General features: G+C 71.8%; 22 protein-coding genes and 3 pseudogenes. 9 read left to right on the plus strand and 16 right to left on the minus strand.

Annotation, left to right across the window (positions count from 1 at the left end; translation table 11 throughout):
* Positions 1–149 precede the first annotated feature (149 nt).
* Positions 150–578 (plus strand): DUF6892 domain-containing protein, encoded by a 429-nt coding sequence (locus ACGF5T_RS17405; protein ID WP_366767064.1) that lies wholly within the window; start codon positions 150–152, stop codon positions 576–578.
* A gap of 279 nt (positions 579–857) precedes the next feature.
* On the opposite strand, the pseudogene ACGF5T_RS17410 reads toward ACGF5T_RS17405, so the two are convergent.
* Positions 858–1,339 (minus strand): annotated as a pseudogene (locus ACGF5T_RS17410) (SDR family NAD(P)-dependent oxidoreductase); the annotation flags it as partial.
* Between the two features lie 433 nt (positions 1,340–1,772).
* On the opposite strand from ACGF5T_RS17410, the gene ACGF5T_RS17415 reads away from it, so the two are divergent.
* Positions 1,773–2,603 carry a class I SAM-dependent methyltransferase gene (locus ACGF5T_RS17415; RefSeq protein WP_366767065.1) on the plus strand — a complete coding sequence of 277 codons (831 nt, stop codon included), beginning with the start codon at positions 1,773–1,775 and terminating at the stop codon, positions 2,601–2,603.
* Positions 2,604–2,682: 79 nt separating this feature from the next.
* Here ACGF5T_RS17415 and ACGF5T_RS17420 read toward each other — a convergent pair whose 3' ends face one another.
* From ACGF5T_RS17420 to ACGF5T_RS17440, 5 genes are all read right to left on the minus strand, one after another.
* On the minus strand, positions 2,683–4,200 hold the full coding sequence (locus ACGF5T_RS17420; RefSeq protein WP_366767066.1) for a hypothetical protein: 1,518 nt from the start codon (positions 4,198–4,200) through the stop codon (positions 2,683–2,685).
* 134 nt (positions 4,201–4,334) lie between these two features.
* Positions 4,335–5,216, minus strand: coding sequence for a class I SAM-dependent methyltransferase (locus tag ACGF5T_RS17425; RefSeq protein ID WP_356611657.1), 882 nt, complete (start codon positions 5,214–5,216; stop codon positions 4,335–4,337).
* Between the two features lie 104 nt (positions 5,217–5,320).
* Positions 5,321–6,427, minus strand: coding sequence for an NAD(P)-dependent alcohol dehydrogenase (locus tag ACGF5T_RS17430; RefSeq protein ID WP_366767067.1), 1,107 nt, complete (start codon positions 6,425–6,427; stop codon positions 5,321–5,323).
* Complete coding sequence (locus ACGF5T_RS17435; protein WP_366767068.1) at positions 6,424–7,833, minus strand: aldehyde dehydrogenase family protein; 1,410 nt, start codon at positions 7,831–7,833, stop codon at positions 6,424–6,426. The genes ACGF5T_RS17430 and ACGF5T_RS17435 overlap by 4 nt, the downstream gene beginning before the upstream one ends.
* A gap of 7 nt (positions 7,834–7,840) precedes the next feature.
* A complete protein-coding gene (locus ACGF5T_RS17440) occupies positions 7,841–8,596 on the minus strand; it encodes a (5-formylfuran-3-yl)methyl phosphate synthase (RefSeq protein ID WP_356611655.1) in 756 nt (251 codons plus the stop codon).
* Between the two features lie 441 nt (positions 8,597–9,037).
* Here ACGF5T_RS17440 and ACGF5T_RS17445 point away from each other — a divergent pair, with 441 nt between their 5' ends.
* Positions 9,038–9,568, plus strand: coding sequence for an EF-hand domain-containing protein (locus ACGF5T_RS17445; RefSeq protein WP_366767069.1), 531 nt, complete (start codon positions 9,038–9,040; stop codon positions 9,566–9,568).
* Between the two features lie 155 nt (positions 9,569–9,723).
* Here the strand turns inward: ACGF5T_RS17445 and ACGF5T_RS17450 are convergent, their stop codons facing one another.
* On the minus strand, positions 9,724–9,927 hold the full coding sequence (locus tag ACGF5T_RS17450; RefSeq protein WP_356611630.1) for a cold-shock protein: 204 nt from the start codon (positions 9,925–9,927) through the stop codon (positions 9,724–9,726).
* A 207-nt stretch (positions 9,928–10,134) separates the two neighbouring features.
* Positions 10,135–11,400, minus strand: coding sequence for an MFS transporter (locus ACGF5T_RS17455; protein WP_392888303.1), 1,266 nt, complete (start codon positions 11,398–11,400; stop codon positions 10,135–10,137).
* A 101-nt stretch (positions 11,401–11,501) separates the two neighbouring features.
* On the opposite strand from ACGF5T_RS17455, the gene ACGF5T_RS17460 reads away from it, so the two are divergent.
* From ACGF5T_RS17460 to ACGF5T_RS17470, 3 genes are all read left to right on the plus strand, one after another.
* Complete coding sequence (locus ACGF5T_RS17460) at positions 11,502–12,089, plus strand: TetR family transcriptional regulator (protein ID WP_366767070.1); 588 nt, start codon at positions 11,502–11,504, stop codon at positions 12,087–12,089.
* A 311-nt stretch (positions 12,090–12,400) separates the two neighbouring features.
* Complete coding sequence (locus ACGF5T_RS17465; protein WP_356611626.1) at positions 12,401–13,015, plus strand: SRPBCC family protein; 615 nt, start codon at positions 12,401–12,403, stop codon at positions 13,013–13,015.
* A 53-nt stretch (positions 13,016–13,068) separates the two neighbouring features.
* Complete coding sequence (locus ACGF5T_RS17470) at positions 13,069–15,381, plus strand: FdhF/YdeP family oxidoreductase (RefSeq protein ID WP_361013324.1); 2,313 nt, start codon at positions 13,069–13,071, stop codon at positions 15,379–15,381.
* 64 nt (positions 15,382–15,445) lie between these two features.
* On the opposite strand, the pseudogene ACGF5T_RS17475 reads toward ACGF5T_RS17470, so the two are convergent.
* Positions 15,446–15,897, minus strand: a pseudogene (locus ACGF5T_RS17475) (alpha/beta fold hydrolase); the annotation flags it as partial.
* Between the two features lie 19 nt (positions 15,898–15,916).
* Between ACGF5T_RS17475 and ACGF5T_RS17480 the strand changes: the two are divergent.
* Positions 15,917–16,099, plus strand: a pseudogene (locus ACGF5T_RS17480) (CGNR zinc finger domain-containing protein); the annotation flags it as partial.
* Between the two features lie 44 nt (positions 16,100–16,143).
* Here ACGF5T_RS17480 and ACGF5T_RS17485 read toward each other — a convergent pair.
* Positions 16,144–16,677 (minus strand): GNAT family N-acetyltransferase, encoded by a 534-nt coding sequence (locus ACGF5T_RS17485; protein ID WP_356611622.1) that lies wholly within the window; start codon positions 16,675–16,677, stop codon positions 16,144–16,146.
* A 73-nt stretch (positions 16,678–16,750) separates the two neighbouring features.
* Positions 16,751–18,259 carry a DUF4246 domain-containing protein gene (locus ACGF5T_RS17490; protein ID WP_366767071.1) on the minus strand — a complete coding sequence of 503 codons (1,509 nt, stop codon included), beginning with the start codon at positions 18,257–18,259 and terminating at the stop codon, positions 16,751–16,753.
* Positions 18,260–18,486: 227 nt separating this feature from the next.
* Here ACGF5T_RS17490 and ACGF5T_RS17495 point away from each other — a divergent pair, with 227 nt between their 5' ends.
* Positions 18,487–19,038 carry an EF-hand domain-containing protein gene (locus ACGF5T_RS17495; protein WP_366767072.1) on the plus strand — a complete coding sequence of 184 codons (552 nt, stop codon included), beginning with the start codon at positions 18,487–18,489 and terminating at the stop codon, positions 19,036–19,038.
* 112 nt (positions 19,039–19,150) lie between these two features.
* Here the strand turns inward: ACGF5T_RS17495 and ACGF5T_RS17500 are convergent, their stop codons facing one another.
* On the minus strand, positions 19,151–20,074 hold the full coding sequence (locus ACGF5T_RS17500; RefSeq protein WP_366767073.1) for an NADP-dependent oxidoreductase: 924 nt from the start codon (positions 20,072–20,074) through the stop codon (positions 19,151–19,153).
* Positions 20,075–20,201: 127 nt separating this feature from the next.
* Here ACGF5T_RS17500 and ACGF5T_RS17505 point away from each other — a divergent pair, with 127 nt between their 5' ends.
* Entirely contained in the window at positions 20,202–21,227 is a 1,026-nt protein-coding gene (locus ACGF5T_RS17505) for a helix-turn-helix domain-containing protein (protein ID WP_366767074.1), read from the plus strand.
* 215 nt (positions 21,228–21,442) lie between these two features.
* Here the strand turns inward: ACGF5T_RS17505 and ACGF5T_RS17510 are convergent, their stop codons facing one another.
* The 4 genes from ACGF5T_RS17510 to ACGF5T_RS17525 form a co-directional block, all read right to left on the minus strand.
* Positions 21,443–23,503, minus strand: a complete 2,061-nt coding sequence (locus ACGF5T_RS17510; RefSeq protein ID WP_366767075.1) for an ROK family protein — start codon at positions 23,501–23,503, stop codon at positions 21,443–21,445.
* The gene (locus ACGF5T_RS17515; RefSeq protein WP_356611652.1) at positions 23,500–24,312 is read right to left on the minus strand and encodes a carbohydrate ABC transporter permease; all 813 of its coding nucleotides are present in this window, start codon (positions 24,310–24,312) and stop codon (positions 23,500–23,502) included. Before ACGF5T_RS17515 ends, ACGF5T_RS17510 begins: the two co-directional genes overlap by 4 nt.
* 125 nt (positions 24,313–24,437) lie before the next feature.
* Positions 24,438–25,373, minus strand: a complete 936-nt coding sequence (locus ACGF5T_RS17520) for a sugar ABC transporter permease (RefSeq protein WP_366767076.1) — start codon at positions 25,371–25,373, stop codon at positions 24,438–24,440.
* Positions 25,370–26,761, minus strand: coding sequence for an extracellular solute-binding protein (locus ACGF5T_RS17525; RefSeq protein WP_366767077.1), 1,392 nt, complete (start codon positions 26,759–26,761; stop codon positions 25,370–25,372). The genes ACGF5T_RS17520 and ACGF5T_RS17525 overlap by 4 nt, the downstream gene beginning before the upstream one ends.
* Positions 26,762–26,833 lie beyond the last annotated feature (72 nt).

Consider the following 26,833-nt stretch of genomic DNA (forward strand, 5'->3'; position numbering starts at 1 on the left):
GTGCCATCCGCCGTCCGTGGCGTGTCGCCCGCTCCCGTGCCCGACCGGGCAGGCCCACCCGGGGAATGCCGTCCCCGCGGCGTCGGTACCGGTGAACGAGGCCCGTACCGCGTGGACCTGCCGTACTCGCTGCGGCCTAGATTGTGCGCATGACCCAGTTCAAGGACTTCAACTTTAAGCTCGTCGTCGTCGAGCAGCTCATGTACATCGACGAAAAGCTCACTCCTCCGTTCCGGCTCGCCGATCTGCTGCGGGAGCGCGGCCTCGGCGGCGACCCCTGGGAGTACGCCCACCGGCACGGCCTGGACCACCAGGTCGTGCCCGAGGCGCGCGCCTTCTTCGAGTCGCTGGAGATCGGCGACGAACTCCTGGCGGGAGTGGAGGAGTTGTGCATGGACGGTGGGAACCAGGTCTACCAGGAGTGCGCTCCCGTGTGGGACGGCGAGGACGACCTGTTCGACATCTCCTCGCTCGACGACCTGGCTCTCCTTCCGAAGCTCCGGCGAGTCCTCGGTTCCGAGTTCCTGGGCCCGGAACTCCAGGACGAGCTGCGCGGCCGCGGCATCGCCGCCGACTGAAACCTCGGGGCGGCTGCCGGAAGGGCCAGTCGCGTCCTCGCCCTTCGCACGGAAGGCGGGGATGAGCCGTCGTGCGGCCCGAGCGCGCATCGGTGTCCGAGGCGGGTCAGCCCTTGGCGGCCAAGGTGTCCTGGGAGTCCTGCCGCAGCAGGGCGGCCGCCTCGGGGTCCGGGGCGTGCTCCGGCGTCTTCCACTCCAGCTCCGCGCCGCCCGCCGCCCGGGCGCGCAGCCGGGCGAGCTCCGCGTCGGAGACGTGGCGCTGGAGGTCGGTCCGGATTCCGAGCGGTGGTGGGCGCTGGAGCTGACGGCCACGACGCGGGCGCCGCCGTCCCGGGCCAGGGCCGGACGCAGGCCGAGGGCGAGCGCGAAGTGCCCGAGGTGGTTGGTGGCGAACTGGAGCTCCCAGCCTTCCGGCGTGCGCAGTTCCGGTGAGGCCATCACACCGGCGTTGTTGACCAGGATGTGCAGGGCCCCCTCCCACGCGGAGACGAACGCGGCGACCGAGTCCTGATCGGCCAGATCCAGGTCCGCTACCCGCCCGCCCTGGTTGCCGGTCGTCGCGGTGATGTCCTCGGTCGTGCGCGCGCCGGCGCCGGTGTCCCTGACGGTGAGGGTCACCTCGGCGCCGACCGAGGCGAGGGCGCGGGCGGTCTCGACGCCGACGCCGGAGGCGCCGCCGGTGACGACGGCGCGGCGGCCGGTCAGGTCGACACCCGGGACGATCTCGGCGGCGGTGGTCTCGGCGCCGGAAAGGGGGTGGCGAGGCGTGAGGTGGGAGTGCTGGCGTTTCATGGTCGTTCCCGTCTGGCCAGAGGCCTGAGCTGCGGCTCCGCCTCGGACATTCTGAAGGCCGGACCACCGGACGCCGCCGTGCGCGCCTGGATGGACGGCTTCGTCCGCTACATGACCACCAAGCGCGGAATGTCCGACGCGCTACGCATCCTCATCGCGCCGGGGGTGATCCCTTCTCCCGCAGCCGGACCGTGCTCACCAGCGCCCTCACTGGCCTGCTCCGGGCCGGCACGGGAGCGGGTCCGCCATGGCGGAGGCGCACGCTGAGAACCCCCGGAACGGGTCGCTTCGGGGGCGTGGCGCGGGCGGCCGGGCGGCGTTCGTCGGGCCTGGGGCCCGCCGGGTTCCTATGCTCGAAGGAGAACGGTCATCGGCACCGTACCGACGAGGGAGGCGGATTCCATGACCGGAACGGCGGACGCGCGTGAGGCCGACCGCGCGCTCAAGGCGAAGCACCGGACGATGTGGGCGCTCGGCGACTACCCTGCGGTCGCCACGCGTGTCGTGTCGGCTCTCGGCCCCTCCCTGGTGGAGGCCTGCGCGATCAAGGACGGGGACCGGGTGCTGGACATCGCCGCCGGATCGGGGAACGCCTCGATCCCCGCCGCCCTGGCCGGCGGCGACGTGGTGGCCTCCGACCTCACTCCCGAGCTGCTGGCCGTGGGCCGCAGGGAGGCGGAGGCGCGCGGCGCGGTACTGCGCTGGCAGGAGGCGGACGCCGAGGCACTGCCGTTCGAGGACGGCGCCTTCGACACGGTGATGTCCTGCGTGGGGGTCATGTTCGCCCCGCACCACCAGGCCGCCGCCGACGAACTGGTCCGGGTCTGCCGGCCCGGCGGCACGATCGGGCTGCTGAGCTGGACCCCCGAAGGATTCATCGGGCAGATGTTCGCCGTCATGAAGCCGTACGCACCGCCCCCTCCCCCGGGGGCCCAGCCGCCGCCGCTGTGGGGGCGGGAGGAGCACGTACGAGCCCTGCTCGGCGACCGTGTCACCGACGTCGGGGCACATCGGCGGAAGCTCCGCGTGGACACGTTCAGCGAGCCGGAGGAATTCCGCGAGTTCTTCAAGACCGCTTACGGACCGACGATCACCGTCTACCGGAACATCGCCGACGACCCCCGGCGGACCGCCGCCCTGGACGCGGCCCTCGCCGACCTGGCGGGCGGCGCGCTGCGGGACGGCGCCATCGAAGCGGAGTACCTGCTGCTCACCGCCCGCCGGAGCGGCTAGGCGGTTTTGTCCGAGCGGGTTCGGTCAGGCAGAGGAGCCGGCCGAGGTCGTCGTTTCGCCTGGGCACCGCCTGACGCCTTCACGGCCGTGGTATCAGATCCGACATCACGTCGAGGGGCAGTGAGGGGTTGGCCGCTGCCGCCTCCACCACCCGCCGGTCGGCGTCGGTGAGCAGCTCTTCGGTGACCGACGGTGGAAGGGCCGCATTGCCTGCCGCCACCGGCCTCGCCCGGGCGTCGGCCAGACAGGCGAGCAGCGCCGGTGCCGACGCGTTGCGATGGCCGGCGATCACACGGAGCACCTTCGGTACCGAGGGCGCCTGCCGGGCGAGGGCCTCCAGAAGTGCCGGGGGCGCATCCGGATTGGCGGCCACTTGAGCGGCGACCCGGACTCCGTGCCGTTCGAGCATGGCGCGCAGTCGGCCCTCCGAGAGGCCCGGGTGCGGGGCGATGGACTTGACCACCTTCGCGTCGGAGTCGGTTGCCAGCGCGTCCCGTACGACGGGTGACAGATCACGTCGCTGGGCCACGAGCATCCGAGCGGCCGGGTTCGGTGACGCGGCCAGCTTCTCGACCTCGTCGGGGGACGCGGAGGCGATCCGCGGCAGCAGAGTGGCACCGATCTTGGTGGCGCGGGCCAGGTCGGTCAGTACGTCGAGCGGGACGAGTGGGTTGTGGGCGAGCCTGCGCCGCACTGCGTGGTCACGGTCGGTGGCCAGTATGCGGACCAGGACATCGTCGATCGAGGGATTCTCGGCGAGGTCGGCCCGGACACCGGAGTTCGGGTCCGAGGCGAGCCGAGCGCACACCTCCGGCGGCAGATCGGGGCGCGCGGCGAGCGCCCAGCGCAGCAGCAGCGAGGGGTGGCCGGCGAAGCCCAGGACGGCCTCGGTGGGTGTGGCCGGATGGTGAAGGGCCATCCGCTGCGTTTCGTGCGTGCTGGACTCGTGGAAGCCCTCACAGGAGGCTCCGGGCGGCAGGTCGCAGTCAGGGCGCGAGCAGCGCGGATCGTGGGTGAACGGGATCTGCTCACGTTCGCAGACCGAGCACCGCTGCGCGGGAGGCAGCCCCTCGCCGCTGAGCAGCGCCGCCAGTACGGCCGGTGGCGTCGCTTCGTTGGCCGCCACGGCCCGGCGGACCTCGGCGTGTGGATGCCTGGCGAGTCCGGTGGCCGTCTCCGGCGATGTCCACGACGCCAACTCCGCGACGACCCTGACGTCCGGGTCGGTGGCCAGGATCTCCACCACGTCGGGCGGCAGGCCGGGACAGGCGGCGAGCTTCTCCCGGCGCTCCACGACCGGGTCCCGCGCGAAGGCGCGCGTCCACTCCACCCGTCCGGCGCCTTCGGCCAGCAGGGCGAGCGCGACGTCCGGTCGCGTCGCGGGATCGACGTCGTCGGCGGTCAGCAGGCCCGCGTACGCGAGCGGCACAGCGCTGTCCTCGACGCGCGAGGCGAGAGCCACCGCCTGCGCGCGGCTGAGGTCCGCCCGCTGTGCCAGGTCCATGGCGATGTCGGCGTCCGCGACCGCGATCAGCCGGTCGACCAGCTCGGACGGCAGACTCCTGTTGGCGGCCAGACCGCACAGCACGTGATGCACGACAGCATCCTGCCGCAAGCGGGGCCCGATGCCGCCCCGGTTTTCGATGGACCACCCTGCCGGTGCCGCCGCCCCACGCGTCCGCTGTCGGCTCGCGTCCGCCGTGCCTGCGCAGGCCACCGTACGTGGGGGTGTCAGGCCAGGGGCTTGTGCGCGAACACCCACCGGTTCCCCTCCAGCGCGTCGTTCGGCTCGGGGAGGGGGCCGCGGCCGTGCCGGTGGGTGAAGTCGAAGGGGGTGTGTACCGAGGTGGACCACCCCTTGGCCCTCAGGTCGCCCGCGGAGTCGGGGCGTGGCCCCTTGTCGAAGAGGTGGAGCAGGTCGATGCCGATCCGCTCCCGCGTCGCCGTGTAGATCGCGCTGTCGCGGTAGGCCAGCAGGTCCTTCTCCAGCTTGGCCTCGAAGGCGAGGGCGCTGCCACCGGTGGTCAGCCGGTCCACCGTGTCGATGAGATACGTCTCGGCGCGGCTCGGCAGGTAGAAGAGCAGCCCCTCGGCGAGCCAGACGCTCGGCGCGGACGGGTCGAACCCCACGGTGGTCAGCGCGGTGACCCAGTCGGCGCGCAGGTCGACCGGTACGGCGAGGCGCCGTACCTTCGGGACGGCCGACAGGTCGGTGAGTACCCGGTGCTTGAACGCCAGCACGCCCGCTCTGTCGATCTCGAAGAGCACGCAGCCGGGCGGCCACTCCAGCCGGAAGGCGCGGGTGTCCAGCCCCGCGCCCAGCAGGACGACCTGCCGGGCGTCGCTGCGGACCGACCGGAGGAGGAAGTCGTCGAGGACCCTGGTCCGCAGACCGAAGTAGCGGGCGAACCGTCCCCACAGCGGATCGGCGTCTCCGTCCGGGACCTCGTCCAGGCGCACCGGCCAGTCCGCGCACACCGGGGCGGCGCGTGTGAAGTGCTCCGCGTAGACGTCCTGCGCCAGGCTGTCGTGGCGATGGGTCTCGATCGTCCGGGCCGCGGCGACCAGGAGGGCGGTCAGTCCCACTCCCCCGTCCACGCCTTCCCCGTCCATGTGCCGCCGCGCCGTGCCGGCGCTGCCTCCTCCGTCGGCCGGAGCGGGGACCGTGCGGTGCCCGCCTGTCCGACGCGGTGAGTCCGCGGTGCCGCGTGTCTCTGTCATCGACTTCCTTCCTCCGGGAGCAGGACGGGTTTCACCACGCGGCCCGCTTCGCAGTCGCTCTCGGCCTCGTTGATGTCGGCCAGCGGGTAGGTGCGGATCAGTTGGTCGAAGGGGAAGAGACCGGCCTGCCACAGTCCGGTCAGCCGGGGTATCAGTACGCCGGGCACGGCGTCGCCTTCGCAGATGTGGCGGATGCCGCGGCCTCGGTCCAGCGTTCCCCGTGCGAGCGGCAGGGTGGTGGGGAGCCGTGCCACCAGGCCGAGAGTGCCCGTGGGGCGAAGAGCGCGCAGCGCGTCGTTGACGAGCGGGGGCGAGGCCGTGGTGTCCAGCGCGTACTGCGCTCCCCCGTCGGTCAGCCGCCGGATCCGGTCGGGCAGTCCGGTCGTCGCGGCGGGCAGCGGGATCGCGCCGAACCGTTCGGCCAGGGCCAGGCGTTCGGGGTGCCTGTCGACGGCGACGGTCAGCGTGCCGGTGGCGGTGGCCGCCATCACCGCGGCCAGGCCCACCGCTCCCGCGCCGAAGACCGCGAGGGTGTCGCCGGGGCCGGCGCCGAAGCTGTTGAGGACGGCTCCGGCGCCCGTGAGGAAGCCGCAGCCGAGCGGACCGAGCAGTTCGAGGGGCAGTGCGGGGTCGACGCGGACGGCGTTGCGGGCCGGGACCAGTGCGTAGGCGGCGAACGAGGACTGGCCGAACCAGCGGGGGGCCATGGCCACTCCGGCCGCGTCGGTGAGGCGCGGCGGGTCCTCGCTGCGCCCGCCGAAGAGGTTGAGGGAGGCGAAGGAGTCGCAGTAGGCGGGAGCCGCACTGCGGCAGTTGCGGCAGGTGCCGCAGGAGTCGAAGCTCAGCACGACGTGGTCGCCGACGCCGATCGCGGCGTCGGGACCGCCGCCCGTGCGCACCACCACCCCGGAGCCCTCATGGCCGAGCACCGCCGGCAGCGGGCTGCGGCCGGCCGACCGCCGGACCGCGAGATCGGTCCGGCACATTCCGCAGCCGGCGATCTCGACCAGCACCTCGCCGACGGCTGGTTCCGCGCGCAGGACCATCTCCTCGACGGTGAAAGGGGCCTCGTACGAGCGCAGTACGGCCGCCTGGAACCTCATCCCTGTTCCTCCCGCGGGCGGTGGACGACGAACGGCCGGAGGTTGCCGTACAGCCCCCACGGACCGCCCGCAACGCCGACACCGCTGTGCCCGGCGCCCGCGAAGGGCTGGGCGAGGGACAGTTCGGCGTGGTGGTTGACCCAGGCCGTGCCGCATTCGAGTCGGTCGGCCACCGCCTCGGCCCGGTCCAGGTCGGTGCCCCAGACCGATCCGCCGAGTCCGAAGCCGGTGCCGTTGGCGGCGTCGACGGCTTCGTCGAGGCTCCGGTACGGCAGCACCGGCAGGACCGGTCCGAACTGTTCCTCGGTCACCACCGGGCTGCCGGGTGGTACGTCGGTGAGGATCGTGGGAGCGAAGAAGTAACCCGGGCCGTCCAGGCGGTGGCCGCCGGCCGCCGCCCGGGCACCGGCCGCTCGTGCCTGCTCCGTGACCCGTTCGACCCTGGCCAGCTGAGGGGCGTTGTTGACCGGGCCCAGCCGGGTCGCCGGGTCGAGGCCGGCCCCGACGGTGACCGTCCTCGCGCGATGGGCGAGGGCTTCGACGAGCTCGGCGTGCAGCCGGGCCGGGGCGTAGACGCGTTTGACGGCCATGCAGACCTGCCCGCAGTTGCGGAACGCGGCCCAGAAGAGCCGGTCCGCGATCCGGTCCACCTCGACGTCGTCCAACAGCACGGCGGCGTCGTTGCCGCCCAGTTCCAGGGTGACCCGGGCGAGCGAGGCCGCCGCCGCCCGGGCGACGGCACGTCCGGTGGGCACCGAGCCGGTGAAGGTGACGTGCCGGATGCGCGGGTGTGAGGCGAGGCGGGCGCCGAGGGGTTCGCGACCGGTGACGACGGTCAGGACGTCCTCGGGCAGGACCGCGGCGAGGACGGAGCCGAGCAGCCGGGTGGCCACCGGGGTGAACGGGGAGGGCTTGAGGACCACGGTGTTGCCCGCAGCGAGCGCGGGCGCGAACTTCGCCGCCGCGAGCTGGACGGGGAAGTTCCACGGCACGATCGCCGCGACGGGTCCGAGCGAGCGCCAGCGGATCTCGCTGTGCACGGGCCGTCCGTCGGTGATGCGCCGCGTCCTGGGGGCCAGGTCCGCGAAGTAGCGCAGGCGGGCGGCCGTGCGGGCGATCTCCGCGTGGGACTCGGTCAGGGGTTTGCCCTGCTCGCGAGTGAGCAACCGGGCCAGCTCGCCGCCGGCCGTTTCCACGGCGTCGGCGGCCCTGTGCAACGCGGCGGTGCGGGCGGCGGGATCGGCCCGCCAGCCTTGCCAGGCCCGGTGTGCCCGGTCGACCACCGCGTCCAACTCGTCCGGCTGCTGGTCGGGGACGTCGTCGAAGGTCTCCTCGGTGGCCGGGTCGACGACGGTGATCCGCGCTGTCGGGCGTCCGGGACACCGGTCTGTGACCGTGGTCGGCATGCGGTGGTCAGTCCGCGGCGGGAACGCCGGCAGCGTGCTTCCGGAACTGCTGGTCCATCTCCGCCCGGAAGGCGGCCACCAGATGCGGCCGGATCCTCCCGGCGTTGCGGTCCCCGCCCTCGCAGACCGCCCCGCGTACGCCCACGATGTCCGTACCGATGCGTGTCAGCGGGCCCAGGTCTCTCGGTCCGACACTGCCCGCGAGGGCGGCGAGCAGACCGGATGCGTGGGACAGCCGGACGAACTCGGCACAGACGTCCGGAGGAACATGGTCGAACAGGCGTGTCCCGTCCTTGACGGCGGTGTCCAGCATGGCCGCGTCGGCACCGGAACGGGCGGCGATGTCGGGCAGGGCCAGTGGGTTGACGCAGCCGATGCGGTGGGCGTCGGCGTAGCCGGAGGCGACGACGAGCGCTTCGGGGCGGTGGTCCTTCACCGCGCGGACGACCGCACGCATGACCTCGATGCCCTGCTGGGGCGTCGTGCACCCGAAGAGGCCGACCTTGATGTACGTGGCGCCGGAGACGACCGCGCCGAGCGCCGCCTGAGCCACCGTGCCCGGCTTGTACGGGACGTCTCCCACCGTGGCGGACACGGGCTTGTCCGCCGGGACCGCGTCGCGGATCTCCCGGATGACCCAGGGGAAGTTGGCGCCGAGCGAGCCTTCGTCGGGCTTCTTGACATCGACGATGTCGAGGTGTTCCGCCGCCTTCGCACAGTCGAGGGCCTCCTCGACACCGTCCGGGGAGATGAGAAGCAACACCATGAGCTCCTTCCACCGCATGTCCGCCTGGCCGGGGCACAGGGGTGCGGATCACCTGGTTCACGTGCGGTGTGCTCATCATTTCCGCCGCCCTTGACCGCTGGTAGAGCGCGCGGAAAGGGAACGGGGCACGGCCGGCCTGTCCAGTGCGCCGTGCGCGCCGGTCCGAATCGGCTCTCGCCCGAGCGCGCGTTTCATGCGGCGAGGGAGCCATGTTCATTCGTTCTGCTGAAGAGAACGCCTTCCCCGGGGCCCTTGGATCCGCAGCCCGCATAGTGACAGCGCGACGGCGGTACGACGGGCCGGGCGGGCACGGCTGCCGCCCCGGCACACGTGCCCGCCTCATTCGCCGCAGGCGCACCGCCGGGCCGTCGCGCACAGATACGGAGCGGCTGTCCTGCACGGCCGTCCCGCCCCGAATCCGAGGAAAGGCAAGAGCCCATGCGCGAGGAAGCGATCAACCGGGTCAAGCTCGTGTTCACCCTGTTCGACGCCGACGGGAACGGTGTCCTGGAATCCGACGATTTCGAGCTGATGAGCAGCCGGGTCGCGGCAGCCGTCCCCGATGCCGACGAGTCCCGGAAGCAGGCCATGCGCGCCGGGTTCACGCGCTACTGGAACACGCTGGTCAGCGAACTCGACGCGAATCACGACGGCCGGATCACCTACGACGAGTACCAGGCGTGTGTCCTGTCGCCGGAGCGCTTCAGCGGAGCGATCGACGCGTTCGCGTCCGGCTTCGCGCACTTCGGCGACGTGGACGGGAGCGGGATGGTCAGCCGACCGGTGTTCACCGGGATGCTGCGAGGGGTCGGCTTCGACCTGCCGAACATCCATGCGCTCTTCGAAGCCTTCGAGCCCGATGCGGAGGACCGGGTCCGGGTGGACCTCTGGGAGGCCGAGATCAGGAACTTCTACGCCCCTGACATGGGCGGTATCCCCGCCGATCTGCTGGCGCCTGCTGCGGCCTGATCCGGGCACCCGCACCGGCCGCACGTCCAGGTCCGGCAGCGGCGCGGCGAGTGTGGGTGGGTGGGGTGCCCCGGTCTCGGGCACCCTCGGGAACCGCACGGCCCCGTGAAGCGGGCGGTGGCCCCGGGGCCGAAGCCGGGGCCACCGCCGTACGGTCAGCCCCGTACGATGTTCTGCGCCTGAGGGCCCTTCTGGCCCTGTCCGATCTCGAAGGTGACGTGCTCGCCCTCGGTCAGCTCGCGGTAGCCGTTGCCCGCGATCTCGGAGTAGTGGGCGAAGACGTCCGGGCCTCCACCATCCTGCTCGATGAAGCCGAAGCCCTTCTCGGAGTTGAACCACTTGACGGTGCCGCTGGCCATGCTGTCGATCCTTCGTTCTACCCGGGAACAGCCCTGTGTGCGTGTTCCAGCTCCTGGCAGCAGGAGCCAGCAACTGTTGTACCCCGTATCGCCCCGCATACCCGGCCGACGACACCCCGAGCGCGAGGTGCCGCACTTCTGGCTCCGGGCGGCGAGCCCGAGTGAGGGGCCGGCCGGGCCGCCGCGCGCCCGCCGTGGCCGCAGGGCTCAGGGCAGCGGGGCCGGGGACGCGTCCGAGTCCTCGGACCGGGGCGCCTCCTCGTGGACGGCCGTGGAACCGCGGCCGCGCGCGTCGGCGGCGGGCGCCAGGAAGGCGGCCACGACGACGAAGGCCAGCACCAGCGTCATCGCCGGGCGCAGCCCGTAGTGGTCCCCGAGGAACCCGAGGCCGGGCGGTCCCACCAGGAAGGCCGTGTACCCGATGGTGGCCACCAGGCTGACCCGGGCGGTCGGGTCGGGGCCCGAGTCACCCGCCGCCGACATCGCCACGGGGAAGCCCAGGGACGCGCCCAGCCCCCAGAACAGGACGGCGGCCGACGCCACGACGACGTTGTCGGAGAAGATGACCAGGACCAGGCCCAGGGCGCCCGAGACGGCGCTGGCGCGCATCACGGCGCCGCGGCCGAACCGTTCCAGGAAGAACTCTCCGCTGAAGCGTCCCACGGTCATCGCCGCGGCGAAGCCCACGTAGACGAGCGAGCCGACCGTGGCGTCCAGCCCGTGGCCGTCGACCATGAGCAGCGGCAGCCAGTCGTTGGCGGCGCCCTCGGCGAGAGCCATGGCCAGGATGATGGCCCCGATCAGCAGGAGTCTGCGGTCCCGCCACAGCGGGGGCGCCGAACCGCGCTCCGCCTCGGGGGTCTGCCGCGCACCGCGCCGGCCGACCCCGGAGGGGACACCGGCCAACGCGTAGGGGAGGACGGCGGTCGCGACCAGTGCGGCGGCGACCAGGTGCCAGTGGACGGGGAACGCCACGGCGGTGGCGGCCATGCCCAGCAGGCCTCCGACGACCGTGCCGAGGCTGAAACCGCCGTGCAGCAGGGGCAGGACCGCCTTGCCGGCCGTGCGCTCCACGTCGGCACCGTCCACGTTCAGCGCCACCTCCCCCGCCCCCATGCCGATGCCGAAGACGCACAGTCCCACGGCGACCAGGGGTGGGGACGGCACGGTGGCACCGGCGCCGATGACCAGCATGCTCACGGGTATCAGGAGGGCACCGAACCCGATGACCGGTCTGGTGCCGAACCTCGACACGAGGCGGCCGGAGCACAGCAGCCCGCTCATGGAGCCGACGGAGAGACCGAAGAGGACCAGCCCCATCTGCGCGGTGGACACCTCCAACTGGTCGCGGATGTCCGGTGTACGCGTGATCCAGGACGACATCGCGATGCCGGGCAGGAAGAAGAACAGGAACAGGGCCGTACGGCGTCGGTCCACAGTGCGTTCTGTCAAGAGAGAGCTCCGCTGGGTCATGGAGGAGGGAAGCGCGGGCACGGGCCTCGGTCCAGGTATGTACAAACGTACACACTACGATGGTGCCGGTGGAAGACGGCATTGAAGGGCGGGCCAGGGGCATGGCAGGGAACACCCGCGGACCCAACGACCCCCGGCGGCGCGAGCGGATCCTGGACGCCGCGCTCGACGTCATCGCCGAGCACGGCGCCATCAAGGTGACCTATCGCAGGATCGCCGAGACGGCGGGAGTGCCGCTGGGCTCGCTCACCTACTACTTCGACGACATGCAGTCCCTGCTCACCTCGGCTTTCACCCGTCTCGCGGAGTCCGTGTCCTCGCGCTACGGGGCTCTGCTGGACGCGGCCCGGACACCCGAGGAGGCGCGGGAGGCGGTGGTGGAGATCATCAGCGGCAAGGTCTGGGGAACCGACCGCAACCTGCTGCTGAGTTACGAGCTCTACGCCTTCGCCTCGCGCCATCCCGAGGTGCGTGAGGTCATGCGGTCCTGGATGCGGGCCAGCAGGGAGTCCCTGGCCCGGCACTTCGACCCCCTGACGGCGCGCGCCCTGGACGCGCTGGTCGAGGGCTTCTCGATCCACAACTCCGTCGACCCCCGGCCCACCGACCGCGCGGGGGTGGCGGCCATCGTCGACGCCATCGCGGACCGCCGCCCGACCGGAACCGGCGGGAGCGCCGCGAGCGACTGAGCCGGCTGCCGGGGGTGGTCCCTGCACCTGGAACCGGGGCTGGCAGTGCAGCATCCACAGCCCGGATTGTCGGCGTCCAGGGCGACCACCGGCTTCCGGTGCGGCAGCACGACCGCGCGGGCGGACTCCCCCTCCGGGGCGGGGCGGATCGCGGGCCCCTGCGGCGGCCGGGGGCCGGGGCCGGGTGGGTGCCTTGGCGCACCGGAGTGACTCGATGGGCGCGATGGGGGAACCGTAGGAGCAGCCCTGACGCACGGAGGAGGCCGGCAGCCCGGTCGTCCGGCTCCGCAGACACCGGAAGGTGGATCACGATGGCGCATGCCGACGACGCACGGCAGGTCGTGCCGAACACACCGGGGACGCGCACCGACGGTGTCACGCGTCGCCGTCCGCTGCGGGAGCGGCACGTCGAGGAGACGGTGCGGATCGCGGTGCCGGTGCGGACGGCGTACGACCAGTGGACGCAGTTCAAGACCTTCCCGCGCTTCTCCGACGTGGTGCGGGGAGTCGAGCAGATCAGGCCCACCGTGACCGCCTGGACCCTCGGCTACGGACCCCTGCGCCACCGCTTCGCGATCGAGATCGTGGAGCAGGACCCCGACGCCTACCTGGCCTGGCGCGGTCTGGAGCAGCACCCTTCCCACCAGGGTGAGGTCGAGTTCAGGCCGACGGGTTCCGGCGGCACCGCGCTCACCGTCCGCGTGCTGCTGGAACCCCGGGGAGCCGCGAGGATCCTCACCCGTTCCTCCGCGGCCACCGGCCTGACCGCCCGGCTGGTACGCGGCGAACTCGGGAAGTTCAAGCAGTTCATCGAGGGGCTGGGGCAGGCGGGAGGGGCCTGGCGCGGGACCATCCGCAACGGCCGCGTACAGCACGATCAACCGGAACCGCCCAGGAGCCGCGTGGCCCAGTGGCCCGTCGGCTGACCGGCGTGGCGGACACGGCACGAGAGCGGACACGGCACGAGAAAGGCGAACCGATGCAGAACCCGCCCGGCGAGGAGCCGGAGAAGGCCCTCTCCGTGACACCGCCCAAGAAGTGGGCGGCCGGAGTCCCCGCGGTCGTGCACGCGCTGGAGTACTCCCTGGAGCAGACCTCCCCGCGCAAGACGGGGGTGGACCTGCTGACGATGAACCAGGTGGGCGGGGTCGACTGCCCCGGCTGCGCCTGGGCGGACCCGGCCCCGGGGCGGCGCCATCGCAACGAGTACTGCGAGAACGGCGCCAAGCACATCAACGACGAGGCCACGACGCACCGGGTCACCGCCGACTTCTTCCGTGAGCACAGCGTCTCCGACCTCGCCGCCCGCTCCGACATGTGGCTCAACCGGCAGGGGCGGCTCACCGAGCCGATGATCAAGCGGCCGGGTGCCGAGCACTACGAGCCCATCGGCTGGGACGACGCCCTGGGTGTCCTCGCCCGCGAACTCCGGGCGCTGTCCTCCCCCGACGAGGCCGTCTTCTACACCTCCGGCCGCGCCAGCAACGAGGCCGCGTTCGTCCTGCAGCTGTTCGCCCGCGCCTTCGGCACCAACAACCTGCCCGACTGCAGCAACATGTGCCACGAGTCCAGCGGCTTCGCCCTGAGCGAGACCCTGGGGACCGGCAAGGGGACCGTCAGCCTCGACGACCTCCACCACGCCGACCTGATCTTCCTGGTCGGGCAGAACCCGGGGACCAACCACCCGCGCCAGCTCACCGCCCTGGAGGAGGCCAAGCGGGGCGGAGCCCGGATCGTGGCGGTCAACCCGTTGCCGGAAGCCGGTCTGCGACGCTTCAAGAACCCGCAGAAGCCGAGCGGGGTGCTCGGGCGCGGAACCCAGATCGCGGACCGCTTCCTGCACATCAAGCCCGGCGGTGACCTCGCCCTCTTCCAGGCCCTGAACCGCCTGCTGCTGGAGGCCGAGGACGCCCGGCCCGGCACCGTCCTGGACCACGACTTCATCGACGCCCACACCTCCGGCTTCGAGGAGTTCGCCCGGCACGCCCGCACCGTCGACTGGGACGACGTGCGCGCGGCGACCGGGCTGACCCGCGAGGAGATCGAGAAGGTCCGCGACGAGGTCCTGCGGAGCGAACGGGTCGTGGTCTGCTGGGCGATGGGCATCACCCAGCACAAGCACGGCGTGCCCACCATCCGGGAGATCGTCAACTTCCTGATGCTGCGCGGCAATCTGGGGCGCGCCGGGACCGGCGCCTGCCCGGTGCGCGGCCACAGCAACGTCCAGGGCGACCGCACCATGGGCATCTGGGAGCAGATGCCGGACGCCTTCCTCGACGCCCTGCGGGACGAGTTCGGCTTCGACCCGCCGCGCCCGCACGGCCTGGACTCGGTGGACTCGATCAAGGCGATGCGCGAGGGCCGCGTCAAGGTCTTCCTCGCCCTGGCGGGCAACTTCGTCCGCGCCGCTCCCGACAGCGAGGTCACCGAGGAGGCGATGCGCTCGTGCCGGCTGACCGCCCACATCTCCACCAAGCTCAACCGCTCGCACACGGTCTGCGGTGACACCGCGCTGATCCTACCGACCCTGGGGCGCACCGAGCGGGACGTCCAGGCCGACGGCGAGCAGTTCGTCACCGTGGAGAACTCGATGAGCGAGGTGCACACCTCGCAGGGGCGCCTCGAACCGGCCTCCCGGATGCTGCTCAGCGAGGTCGCCATCCTGTGCCGGCTCGCCCGGCGGACCCTGGACGGCAAGGCGGACCTCCCCTGGGACGAGTTCGAGGGCGACTACGGCACGATCCGCGACCGCATCTCCCGCGTCGTGCCGGGCTTCCACGACTTCAACGCGCGGGTGGCCCGCCCGGGGGGCTTCCAACTGCCCAACCCGGTCAACGAGGGCGTCTTCAACAACGGGGTCGGCAAGGCCCTGTTCACGTGCAACGAGCGGGTGGTCCCCCGGGCACCCGAGGGCCACCTGCTGCTGCAGACGCTGCGCTCGCACGACCAGTGGAACACCGTCCCGTACTCCGACAACGACCGCTACCGCGGCATTCACGGCAGTCGCCGCGTCGTGCTCGTCAATCCGGCCGACCTGTCCGAACTCGGGCTCTCCCAGGGCGACCGCGTGGACCTCGTGAGTGTCTGGAGGGACGGCGTCGAGCGCCGGGCCGAGAACTTCCAGGTCGTGCCCTACCCGGCCGCCAAGGGCTCGGCCGCCGCCTACTACCCCGAGACGAACGTCCTGGTGCCGCTGGACAGCGTCGCCGACATCAGCAACCAGCCCACGTCGAAGGGCATCGTCGTACGCCTCGAACGCGTCCTCGACCGGACGGGGGCCGCCCCCGCGTGAGCGAAGGGGCGGTGCCGGCGGGGCCCGCGACGAGGGCGGGCCCCCCTGCGGTGGCTCCGGGCTCCGTCTCGAACGGGCTGTCCTCGGTGTCCGTCCACTCGGCGACTTGTCGAGGATCCGGGCGAGGAGTCCGACCGGTGAGTCGACGAGCGAGTAGCCGATGGCCTGCGGCCGGGTGGCCTGCTGTTTCGCGTACGCCGCCCGGTGGAGCCAGAAGGCGCGGGTGTCCTCGGCCCAGGCGTGTTCTGCCGCCGTCAGCGCGTCCGTCGTCAGCCCGGGCGGCGCCTGCCCGAGCGTGGTGTGGATGCCGAGGACCTGCGCCGGGAACCTGCCGCCGAGGACCATGGTGATCACACCTCCCCAGTCACCGCCGTGGGCCGCGAACCTGCGGTAGCCGAGCCTTCCCATCGGTTCCACCCGGGCGGCCGCGATCTTCTCGATCCCCCACCCGGTGGTGGCCGGCTTGTCGCTGTGGCCGACGCCCGGCAGCGACGGGACCACCACGTGGAACGCCGGCCCGGCGGACCACCACGTGGAACGCCGGCCCGGCCGCGTCCTGTGTGCGTCGCCGACGTGCAGAGCCGCCTTCTTCGACACCAGCCAGAGCCGCACCCGTCAATGGTGCGACATGAACACATGCGGAAACCGTCAGAAAAAGGCACGGCGCGTGGAAGCCTTCCACGCGCACAGGAACCAGAGCGCCGGATCAGGGGCGTAGTCGTCCCGAGGGGCGCCGGGCCCGGGGCCCACGGCGCCCCGCCGCTACACCTGGTACTGCGTCAGGTCGATACCGTAGATCCGCACCTCGTGGCCGTGGACCGGGTGCGGTGCGGAGCCCTCGGGCCGCATGCCGAGCTTGTCGGCCACGGCCGTGGATGCGCTGTCCTCCGTCCTCAGTACGGCGACCACCCGGTCGAGTCCGCGGTCCTGCAGGGCGAACTCCAAGGCGGCGTGCGCCGCTTCGGAGGCGTAGCCCTGTCCCCAGAAGACCCTCCCCAGCCGCCAGGTGATCGCGACCTGACCGGCTGCCTCGGCGGGCGCGTCGGCCACGGACAGGCCGACGGCACCCGCCAGTTCACCGGAGCCCAGGAGTTCGACCGCGAAGACCCCGAACCCCTCCTCGTCCCACTCCTCCTCCCAGCCCTCGATGTCCTCGGCGGTCTGCTCCACCGAGCGCGGCCTGCCGTCGTCGAGGTGCCGCATCACCACCGGGTCGGCGTGGATCTCGGACAACGGGACGAGGTCGTCGTCCAGCCAGCGGCGGAGGACGAGGCGAGGGGTGCGGATCTCGGTCATGCCCCTATCCTGCCGACGCGGCGATCAGAGCGCGAACCGGGCGGGGGGGAAGCGTGGCCGTGCCGGGCCGCCCTCAGTGCTCGCAGAGGGAGAACTCCCGCTCGTAGAGCTGCTCGTTGTGTTCGTCGACGAAGAACCTGCGTTCCTGCATCAGTTGCTCGCGGTACTCCCTGGCCTGGTCGAGCGTCATGGTCGAGGTGTCGGCCCACGGCTGCTGCGGCGGCACGTCGGACGTCGAGACGATCGTTTCCGACGGGTCGACCAGGAAGAACGCGAGAATCTTGCGATGTCCCGGCCGGGTCGGGTCCGCGAGGCCGAACGGGCCGACGCGGTGTTGCAGGACGTTCGGGAAGGCCAGGCAGCGGCCGGCCGGGGTCGGCACCGATCCCAGCACCTGGTTCAGCGCGTCCTCGTCCTCCAGGCCGTAGACCTCGCGCAGGCCGTTGTCGTCGTTCTGTTCGTAGTCCGGGTCGTCCAGTGCGGAGCGGAAACCGAGCCGGCTCTCGGTGATGTTCTCGCTGTCCCAGTAGTAGATGCCGGTCGAGACGATCCGCTCGTTCAGCATCCCCTCGACGTGCCAGGAACCGCCGGCGTACTCGGGCCTGTCCGGGGTGAGGTGAACGGTGGCGAGTTTGACGATGACCTGGAGACGGCGACCGCGCAGGGAGACCCGGGCGTCCTCGTCGGGCGACTCGGGCGGGGTGAAGGCCGGAGCGTCCGGAAGGACCGGGCGGCGGTTCTCCCACCAGTCGTCCTGGGCCACTTCCCATGCGCGCAGGGCTTCGGCGTAGGCCTCGGCATCGCTGTAGGCGGCCCGGTCGGGGTGTTCCGGCTCGGAGTCGTACCACCCGTAGGGATCTGCCTCGATCCGCAGGGGGCGCGGATGGCGCAGGTCGGTGAGCACGTTCTCCAGCAGCGGGAGCATGCGTGCGAACAGGTCCGGCAGGACGGAGGACAGGGCGCGATGCGTCTCGGGGTGGACGTTGTTGACGTACGACCGGAAGACCACGTCACCGTCGTCACTGACGTCGACGTCCGTGGGCAGCCACTGGAACCTCTCCGAGAACTCGTACTTCGAGTAACGGTTCGTCGGGTTCTGCCAGGCCTTCTCGGGCTCGCCGCTCACCCCTCTCACCAGGCAGAACAGTGAGGGGTGCACCAGGTCGAGCACCTGGCCGCCGGATCCGGGATGCCAGTCCCGTTCGGCTTCGGGTACCTGCTCCAGGACGCGAACCGCCTCGCGCAGCCGGCCCCTGAGCTCTTCGTCGACCTGGGTGTCCGACTGCCACACCCCGTCGACGGCGGACACCTCGGCACCGGTCCGCGCGTCCCGCAGCGAGGCGTAGTGGGAGAGTTCGTCGAGCACGAAACGCACCTGGGCTTCGGTGAGGCCCTGGGCGATCGCCTCTCGCGACCATCTGCCGACGATGTCGGCATCGTGCATCTTCTCGCACCACCCCGGTTTCTCCCTGATGAGCGAGCTGCAACGCATCATCTGGAGTTCCCGCAGTGTGCGGGGCGTCGCGAACGCTATGGAGCGGGAGGCGTGGAACGGCAGCGGGAAAGCAGACAGGCCAGTCAATGCCCTTGATCCTCTGACTCGGTGTGCGGTGGCGGGAAGGATACTTCAGCCGGTGCGGCCGGGCAGGGGCGGCAGCGGTCCATGATCGCGCCTGTCGGAGCACCGGCGCACGGAGCGTGGAACCGGCGCACGGTGTTACCGAGCCTCCGGGGAGTGCGCGCGAGCGCTGTTAGGCAGCCGACGCGCTGGGACAGCCTCTCCTCACTTCCGGCAACGAGGAGGCTCGTATGGCCAGTGAGTTCCAGCGCGTCAAGCTCCGCGCGATGTTCGACGCCTTCGACGCGAACGGCGACGGGTACCTGCAGGAGGAGGACTTCCACGCTCTGGCAGCCCGTTGGGGCCGTCTGCCCCGCGTCACGGCGGAGGCCGAGCTGGCCGACCGGGTGCGGAGCGTGATGCTGGGCTGGTGGCAGCAGCTGGCGGCGGCCGTCGACACGGACCGGGACGGCCGGATCGACATGGACGACCTCCTGGCCATGGTCGACCGGCTCGGTGGCATGCGCGAAGCCGTCACCGCCACGGCCGACACCGTCTTCGACGCGGTGGACGGGGACGGCGACGGCCGCATCTCACGCGGTGAGCACCGACGACTGATCGACGTGTGGCACGGCCGCGAGGTCGCGGTGGGGACGGCCTTCGAGGTCCTCGACCGGGATGCCGACGGCTGCCTCAACCGCTCCGAGTTCGCGGAGCTGTGGGTCCAGTTCTGGATCAGCGACGACCCGACCGAACCGGGCAACTACATGTGCGGCCCGTTGACCGGCATCCCGATCCGCTGACGGGCGGACCGGATCTCCGCCGTGGCCCGGGAGGCCGGCAGACGGGCGAACGCCGGTCACGCCGTCCCCGCCGCCGTCCCGAGCCCGGCCGCGCCTCGCCGGAGCTCAGCGGTCAGTCCACCGTCAGGACGATCTTGCCGGTGGTGCGGCCCTGCTCACCGATCTCGTGTGCCTTCGCGGCCTGGGCCAGCGGCAGGACCGTCTCGACGACCGGCTTCAGACTGCCTCGCTCCACGAGCGCGGCGATCTCCCGCAGACCGTGGTGGTCCGGCTCGACCAGCATCCACATCGCCCGTACCCCCTCCGGGGCGGCGGGGACGTCGTCGGGCCCCGGCAACGTGATCAGCCGGCCCCCCTCGCGCAACACCCGCAGGGACCGCTCGGTCGTACGGCCACCCAGGCCGTCCAGCACGACGTCCACGTCGGAGACCACGTCCTCGAACCGCACCGAACGGTAGTCGATCACCTCGTCCGCCCCGAGTTCCCGTACCAAGGCGTGCTTGGCCGCACTGGCCGTCCCGATGACGTGGGCACCGCGCGTCTTGGCGATCTGCACCGCGAGGTGCCCGACGCCTCCGGCCGCGGCGTGCACCAGCACGCGCTCCCCCGGTCGGACGTCGGCGGTGTCCACGAGGGCCTGCCAGGCGGTCAGCGCGGCGAGCGGCAACGCCGCCGCCTCCACGTGGGTCAGTCCGGCCGGCTTGCGCGCCAGGTGCCGGGCCGGCGCCACCACGTACTCGGCGTATCCGCCGGCCTGACGCGGGAACAGCGGCATTCCGAACACCTCGTCCCCGGGACGGAAGACGCCCACGCCGGGACCGACGGCCTCGACCGTGCCGGACACGTCCCAGCCGACCGCCGGCAGGGTGCCCCACTCGATGAGGGAGCCCGTGGCCCGGGTCTTCCAGTCCACCGGATTCACCCCGGCCGCGCGCACCCGCACCAGGACCTCACCCAACCCGGGCTCCGGGCGTTCGATCTCGCGCTCGCTGAGCTCCTGCGGTCCGCCCCACTGTTCCACGACCACTGCACGCATGTTCCCGGCCTCGTCCTTCGTCTCCATCGGGTACGCGCCGCCGGAGACCCGGCGACGCCCTCCACGATCGGCCTTCCCGGCGGCCCGCGGTGTTGGCCCTAGGGCCACTATGTGACAGGATCTGGCCATGAGCACTGCGCGGCAGGTCACGGCGGGGACGGACCGGAGCCGGACGGCGCGAGCCGGTCGGCGGCACCGGATCGCGGTGCTCGCGCTGCCCGGCGTACCGCCCTTCGAGCTGGGCATCCCCTCCCGCGTCTTCGGCAGTGCGCTGGACTCCGAGGGCCGCCCTCTGTACGAGGTGGTCGTCTGCACCGCCGACGCGGCCCCCGTCCTCAGCGACGCGGGCTTCATGGTGCAGCCCGCGGCCGGACCGGAGGCACTGGCCGAGGCGGACACCGTCATCGTCCCGCCCACCCACGCCATGCCCGAGCTGGGCCGTGGCGGCCCGCTGCCGCCCGAGGTCACCGAGGCCATCGCCGGAATCCGGCCCGGCACCCGGCTGGTGTCCATCTGCTCCGGCTCGTACGTCCTCGCCGCGGCCGGCCTCCTCGACGGCCGTCCCGCCACCACGCACTGGAACCTGACTCCCGAGTTCCGTCGGGCGTATCCCAAGGTCAAGGTCGACGAGGAGGTCCTCTTCGTCGACGACGGTGACGTGCTGACCTCCGCGGGAGTGGCCGCGGGCGTCGACCTCTGCCTGCACCTGATCCGCCGCGATCACGGAGCGGCCACCGCCAACCGGGCCGCGCGCATGTGCGTCGTACCGCCCTGGCGGGACGGCGGGCAGGCGCAGTACGTCGACCGGCCCATCCCCGACCCCACCGTCGCCGGCACCACGGCCACCCGGGCCTGGGCCCTGGAGCACCTCGACGAACCGTTGTCCCTGGCCCAGCTCGCCGAGCACGCCCGGATGAGCCTGCGCTCCTTCACCCGCCGGTTCCGTGACGAGGTCGGCATGACCCCCGTGCAGTGGCTCACCGCTCAACGCCTGGAACTGGCCAGGCAACTGCTGGAGACCACGGACCTGTCCATCGACCTGGTCGCCCACCGGGCCGGTTTCGGCTCCGCCAACTCCCTGCGGGCGCACATGAGGGCCGGCCTCGGCGTCTCCCCCGCCGTCTACCGTCGCGCCTTCGGCGCGCGGCCCTGACGCGTTGCCGGCGACACTGGACAGGCAGCCGCGGCGAGTGCCGTCGTCCGCGACACTCCTGCCCGGATCGGTCTCCGGGCCGCCGGTGCGGGCGTCAGCTTGATCCTGGCCATCGTGGTGACCCCCATGTTCTGGCTGACTGAGCGGCAGGGGCCAGGACGAGACGGTGGTCGTCGCCGCGCTCGTGGGCCGGCCCTCGGCCCACGAGCACGGCCTCAGCCTTCCCGGGTCTGCACGGCGGGAGGCAGAGGCCTTTCGTGCCGCACGCCGTCGTACGTGTCGAGGCGACCGCACATGCCGTGTCTGCCGAACTCCGACGGTGCGGACAGGTGACGCACCGCGGCGGACCGGAGGTGCGGCGCGGTCCCTGCCGACAGCGCCTCCAGTGCCGCTCCGGTCCGGTCGGCGAGTCGCCGGGCCCCCTGCTCCCACGTGCCGCGCCAGTGCGGTACGAGGGGACGGACGATGCGGACGGCCGCGCGGTGGAAGGCCTCCAGCGCGCCCGGCCCTTCCTCGTCGTACGCGGCGCGCAGTGCCGCGAAGCCCTCCAGGGCCAGATCACGGCGGTGGACGGCGGAGGCCGTCCGGGCTTCTCCCTCGCCGGTGAGCGCGGCCGCCTCCAGGTAGGTCTCACGGTCGACGAGGAGGTGCGGCGGCAGAGTGAGCACGGCGTCCCCGGCCTCGGGCAGTCCCGAGTTGGACATGATGACGAGGATCTCCAGTCCACCGCCGTTGACCAGCCGGTGGATCGTTCCCGGGTCGAACCAGACGAGGGCGCCCGGCCGCAGGGGCGTCGTGGCGAACCCGCTCGCCACGCCCAGGGTCTGCACGGCGCCGGAGCCGGACAGTACGTAGTACCCCTCGGCGCAGGCGAGGTGGACGTGCGGGGTGCCGCCCGCCTCGCCGTGCGCGTCCTCGACGTCGTACACGCGGAGCCGTGAGACGCCGATTCCTCCCGGCAACGCGGGGAAGGACGCGTCGGTCTGCTCGGTGTCGACCGTGCACATGTGGGTCTCCTGCATCGTTGTCGGGTCGGGTGTGTGGTGGTTGTGGCGTCCTGTCGGCCGGCGGGGCCCTCGGCCCACAGGACGCCCGGGGCACCGCGCGGACAGGCGCTGGTCGACCGCCTCGGCGCCGAAGACCTGCTCCCGCACGGTCGCCGTCGCGCCCGCGATCCCGACGCGATCGCCGAGTTCGCTGGTGGCCAGTGTCAGCCCTCGCGTGGCCAGCGGCTGGGTCCGTCGCAGCAGCGCCTCGTGCACGCTGCGCAGGAAGTGTTCGCCCGTGTCGGCGATGTCGCCTCCGAAGACGAGGGTCCGCGGATTGACCAGGCTCACCACCGTCGCCAGGACTTCCCCGAGCAGCGCTCCCGCCGCCTGGACGGCCGCGCGTGCCCGCCGGTCGCCGTCGCGGACCAGCCGTACGACGTCCCTGCCGGAGCCGGCGTCGATGCCGAGGGCGCGGAGGTCCCGGCAGATCGCGGAACCGCCGGCCCCGGCCGCCAGGCAGCCCACGGCTCCGCAGGCGCAGAGGTGGGTGATGCCGGGGACGCGCACGTGACCGAGGTCGCCCTCCGCGCCGTCCACTCCGCGCAGCAGCCGGCCGCCGACGACGATGCCGGATCCGACCCCGGTGCCGACCTTCACGAAGATCAGCGAGGAGGTGTCGGGGTCGGCCTGCTCGTACTCCCCCATCGCCATCATGTTGGCGTCGTTGTCCAGCAGGACCGGGACGTCGAACCGCCGTCGCACGAAGCCGCGGACGTCGAAGCCGTGCCAGCCCGGCATGACCGGTGGCCGGACCACGCGACCCGCGCGGAAGTCGACCGGCCCCGGCACGCCGATGCCGATACCGCACACGCTGTCGGTGCTGCGGGCCGCCCGCTCCAACAGCCCTTCGAAGGCGTCGCAGGCGCTCGACAGCGCGCGTCGCGGACCGACGTCGATCCGGCTTTCCAGGACGTCCTCCGCGAGGATCCGGCCGCCCGCGTCGGTGACCGCCACGCGCCCCCGGGAGGCGCCCAGATCGGCGGCGAGCACCGTCGGCGTCCGGTCGTCGAAGGCCAGGAGTGTCGGCGGGCGCCCACCGGAGGAGGACGCGGTGCCGCCCTCCCGTAAGTAGCCGGCGCCGATCAGCTGGTCGACCCGGGCGGTCACGGTGGTACGCGACAGGCCGGTGGCGTCACCGAGTTCGCGGCGGGTCGACACCCGCCCCTGACGGAACAGCTGGAGGAGGCGGCCCGCGCTGTCCGGTGGGAGTGGGCGCTCCTTCCTCATCCCTTCTCCGCGCCCGAGGTGAGGCCCTCCACCAGGAGTCGCTCACCGGTGAAGAACAGCACGACGATGGGCACGGTCAGCACCACCGAGCCGGCCATCAGCACCGTCGTCGGGACCTCGATGCTCCCCGAGAGCTGGGACAGCCCCAGCGAGACGGTCCACTGGTCGCGTCTTTCCACCAGGAACAGCAGGGCGAACAGGAACTCGTTCCAGGCGATCATGAAGACGTACAGGGCGGTCGCCATCACCGAGGGCTTCGCCAGCGGCAGGCTGATGCGGCGGATGACCTGGAGGCGGGTGCAGCCGTCGACCAGGGCCGCCTCCTCCAGGCTGACCGGGATGGTCGCGAAGTAGCCGCGCAGCATGTAGATGGCGACCGGCGCCGTGTGCGCCACGTAGACGATGGCCAGTCCGACGAGCGATCCCCGCAGGCCGAGGCGGGTGAAGATGACGAACAGGGGCACCGCCACGATGACGGACGGGAAGAGGTAGACGGCCAGGAAGAGCGCGCTCACCTGCCGCCGCCCCTTGAACGCGATCCGGCTGATGGCGTAGGCGCCCGGTATGGACGCGAGGAGGGTGACGACGACGGTCAGGCCGGCGACGACCAGGCTGTTGCCGATCAGCGCGAGGAACCCCTGGCCGCCGGCCTCGGTGGAGCTGAGGACGCGCTCGTACGCGTCCAGTGACACGGTGCGCAGGTCGACCCACAACGAGGCGGGGTTGAGCAGGACTTCGTCGATGCTGCGCACCGAGAGAAGCAGCATGTAGTAGAAGGGCAGTGCGGAGGCGAGGACGAAGCAGCCCATGGCCACCCACCGGAGTACCCGCAGCACTTCGGTCTCGACGCGCTCACGCGTCCACGGTCTGCGGGGCGGACCGGCCGGCGCCGGGCCGGCCGCGGTCCGGGCGGAGTTCTCCCTGACGGTGGTCGTCACAGTTCCGACCCTCCCTTTCGTCGGCCGATCCACCACTGGAAGACCAGGTAGCCGGCCAGGACCAGGGCGAGCACCGCGGCCTGGGCCGAGGCGGCTCCGACGTCCTTGTGCGCGGTGAGGAAGTCGAAGACCCTGACGCTGACCACTTCGGTACCGGCGCCGCCGCCGGTGAGCAGGAACACGTCGTCGAACTTGTTGAAGGTGAAGACGAAACGCAGGGCGAAGAGCACACCCATGGTGGGCAGCAGCTGCGGCAGGATGATGTGCCAGAACACCTGGAGCGGGGTGGCGCCGTCGACGCGTGCCGCTTCCTCGATCGAGTCGGGCACGGCCTGGAGCCTGGCCATCATGAAGAGGAACGCGAAGGGGTAGTAGCGCCAGATCTCGAAGGCGATGACGGTGAGCAGGGCGGTCGACGGCTGGGACAGGAAGGCGACCGGGGTGTCCCACCCCAGGTACCGGGTGCCCCACTCGTTGACGATGCCGAACTGGGGATTGAGCATCACCGACCAGACGAAGGTGACGGCGACGACCGGAGCGACGTACGGCAGCAGCATCAGTGCCCGTACCAGGGACCGGCCGCGGAACTTCCGCCGCACCACGAGGGCGGCGACCATGCCGACCACGATGGAGCCGGCGGTCGATCCGAAGGTGTAGAGCAGGGTGGTCCACAGCGCCGAGTAGAACCCCGGGGACGTGAGGACCGCGCGGAAGTTGTCCAGGGTGAACGTGCCGAAGAACCCGGCGTAGCTGATGTTCAGCAGCGTGATGGGCTGGAAGGCCAGCGAGAGTGTCCACGCCAGGGGGATCAGCACGACCAGCACGACCACGACGAGTGTGGGGGTGATCAGTGCGAGGCCGGTTCTCGCGTCGCGTTGGCTCAGCGTCCTGCCACGGGGCGCCGTGGTGCGCTGTCTCCTCGGTGTCCTCACTTCAGCGACTCGGCGATCTCGGTCACCGCGGCGTCGGCCTGCTCAGCCGCCTTCTTCGGTGCCGTCCCGTTGACCATGTCGTTGACGGCCTCGGCGACGGGGAGCCGGCCGTTGGTGGCTCCGACCAGCGCGCCCTGCCCCTGGCTGAAGCCCCAGGGGGCGACCTCGTCGGGGCCCGTGATCAGGGTCTCGATGACGTCGGCGGGATAGAAGTCGGTGAGCGGGGCCTTGCGGTCCACGCCCGCTTCGAGTCCGCCCCACGCCTTCACGAACTTCTGGGGGTCGCCTGCGGTGCCCTTGCGCACCGGCACCTTGCCCTCGGGCGCGACGGCGAGCCAGTCGGTGTAGGCCTCGTCCATCATGTACTCGACGAACTGCTTCGAGGCGGCGGCGTTGCCCGCCTTGGTGAGCGCCCAGGAGGTGACCCGGCCGTACTGCGCGGGCTTGCCGGAGGGGCCGCTGACCGGACCGACGACGCCGGTGTTCTTCGCCAGGAACCCGGGGTCGTCCTTGCATTCGGGGCAGGTGGGGAGCGCGTCGTCGCGCAGTCCGGCCAGTTCGTCCAGCAGGAAGGTGGACCAGATCACCATGGCGGCCTTGCCGGAGAAGTAGTTGGCCCGGGTGGTGTCCACGTCCTGGTTGCCGTCGGCCGAGTACGAGCGGGCGAGGTCGCCGTAGAAGGCGAAGGACTCCTCGCAGGCCACGCTGTCCAGTGTCACGGTGCCCTTGCCGTCGACCATCTCGCAGCCGTTGCCCAGCGCGAGGTGCTCGAAGGACTGGTGGGTGAAGGGGTCGCCCGCCTTCGTCGAGAGCGCGATGCCCGAAGTGCCGCCCTCGGTCAGCTTCTTGGCGGCCGCCTCGATCTTCTCGTACGTGTCCGGTGCCTCCAGACCGGCTGCGGCGAAGAGATCCTTGCGGTAGAAGAGGAGCTGTGTCCAGGCGTCGCTGGGGACGGCTGTCTGCTCCTCGCCGTCGCGGGTGAGTTCCAGCGCGGCCGGGGAGAAGGTGTCACGGCCGAGGCTGTCGACGACCTCGCCGGTGGCCTTGGTGTCCAGCAGGCCGCTGACCGCCATGGACTGCACGCCGGCGGGGCTGAGGGCGGCCACCACGTCGGGCAGGGTGCCGCCGGCGGCGGAGGTCGTGACGACCTTGTCGAACTGGGCCTCCGAGATGGCGACGAGCTTGACCTTGATGCCGCTCTTCTCGGTGAACCCGGCGATGATCTTCTCGGTGGCCGTGATCCGGTCCTGCACGTCCTCCACCGTCCACACGGTGATCTCGTCGGCGACCCCGGTGTCGGCGGCCGCGTCGTCGGGTGGGGCGCCGGTCGTGCAGCCGACGGCCAGCGAGAGGAGGAGTCCCGCCGCGATGAGGGGTCTGGTTTTCATGCGAATCGCTCCTGAAGGCAGGGAAAGCCTGGTGGAAGTGGGGTGGGGAAGGTGCTGGGGGTGCGGTCCACG

It is taken from the genome of Streptomyces sp. NPDC047853, assembly GCF_043204535.1.
In the GTDB taxonomy this organism is placed as follows: Bacteria; Actinomycetota; Actinomycetes; order Streptomycetales; family Streptomycetaceae; genus Streptomyces.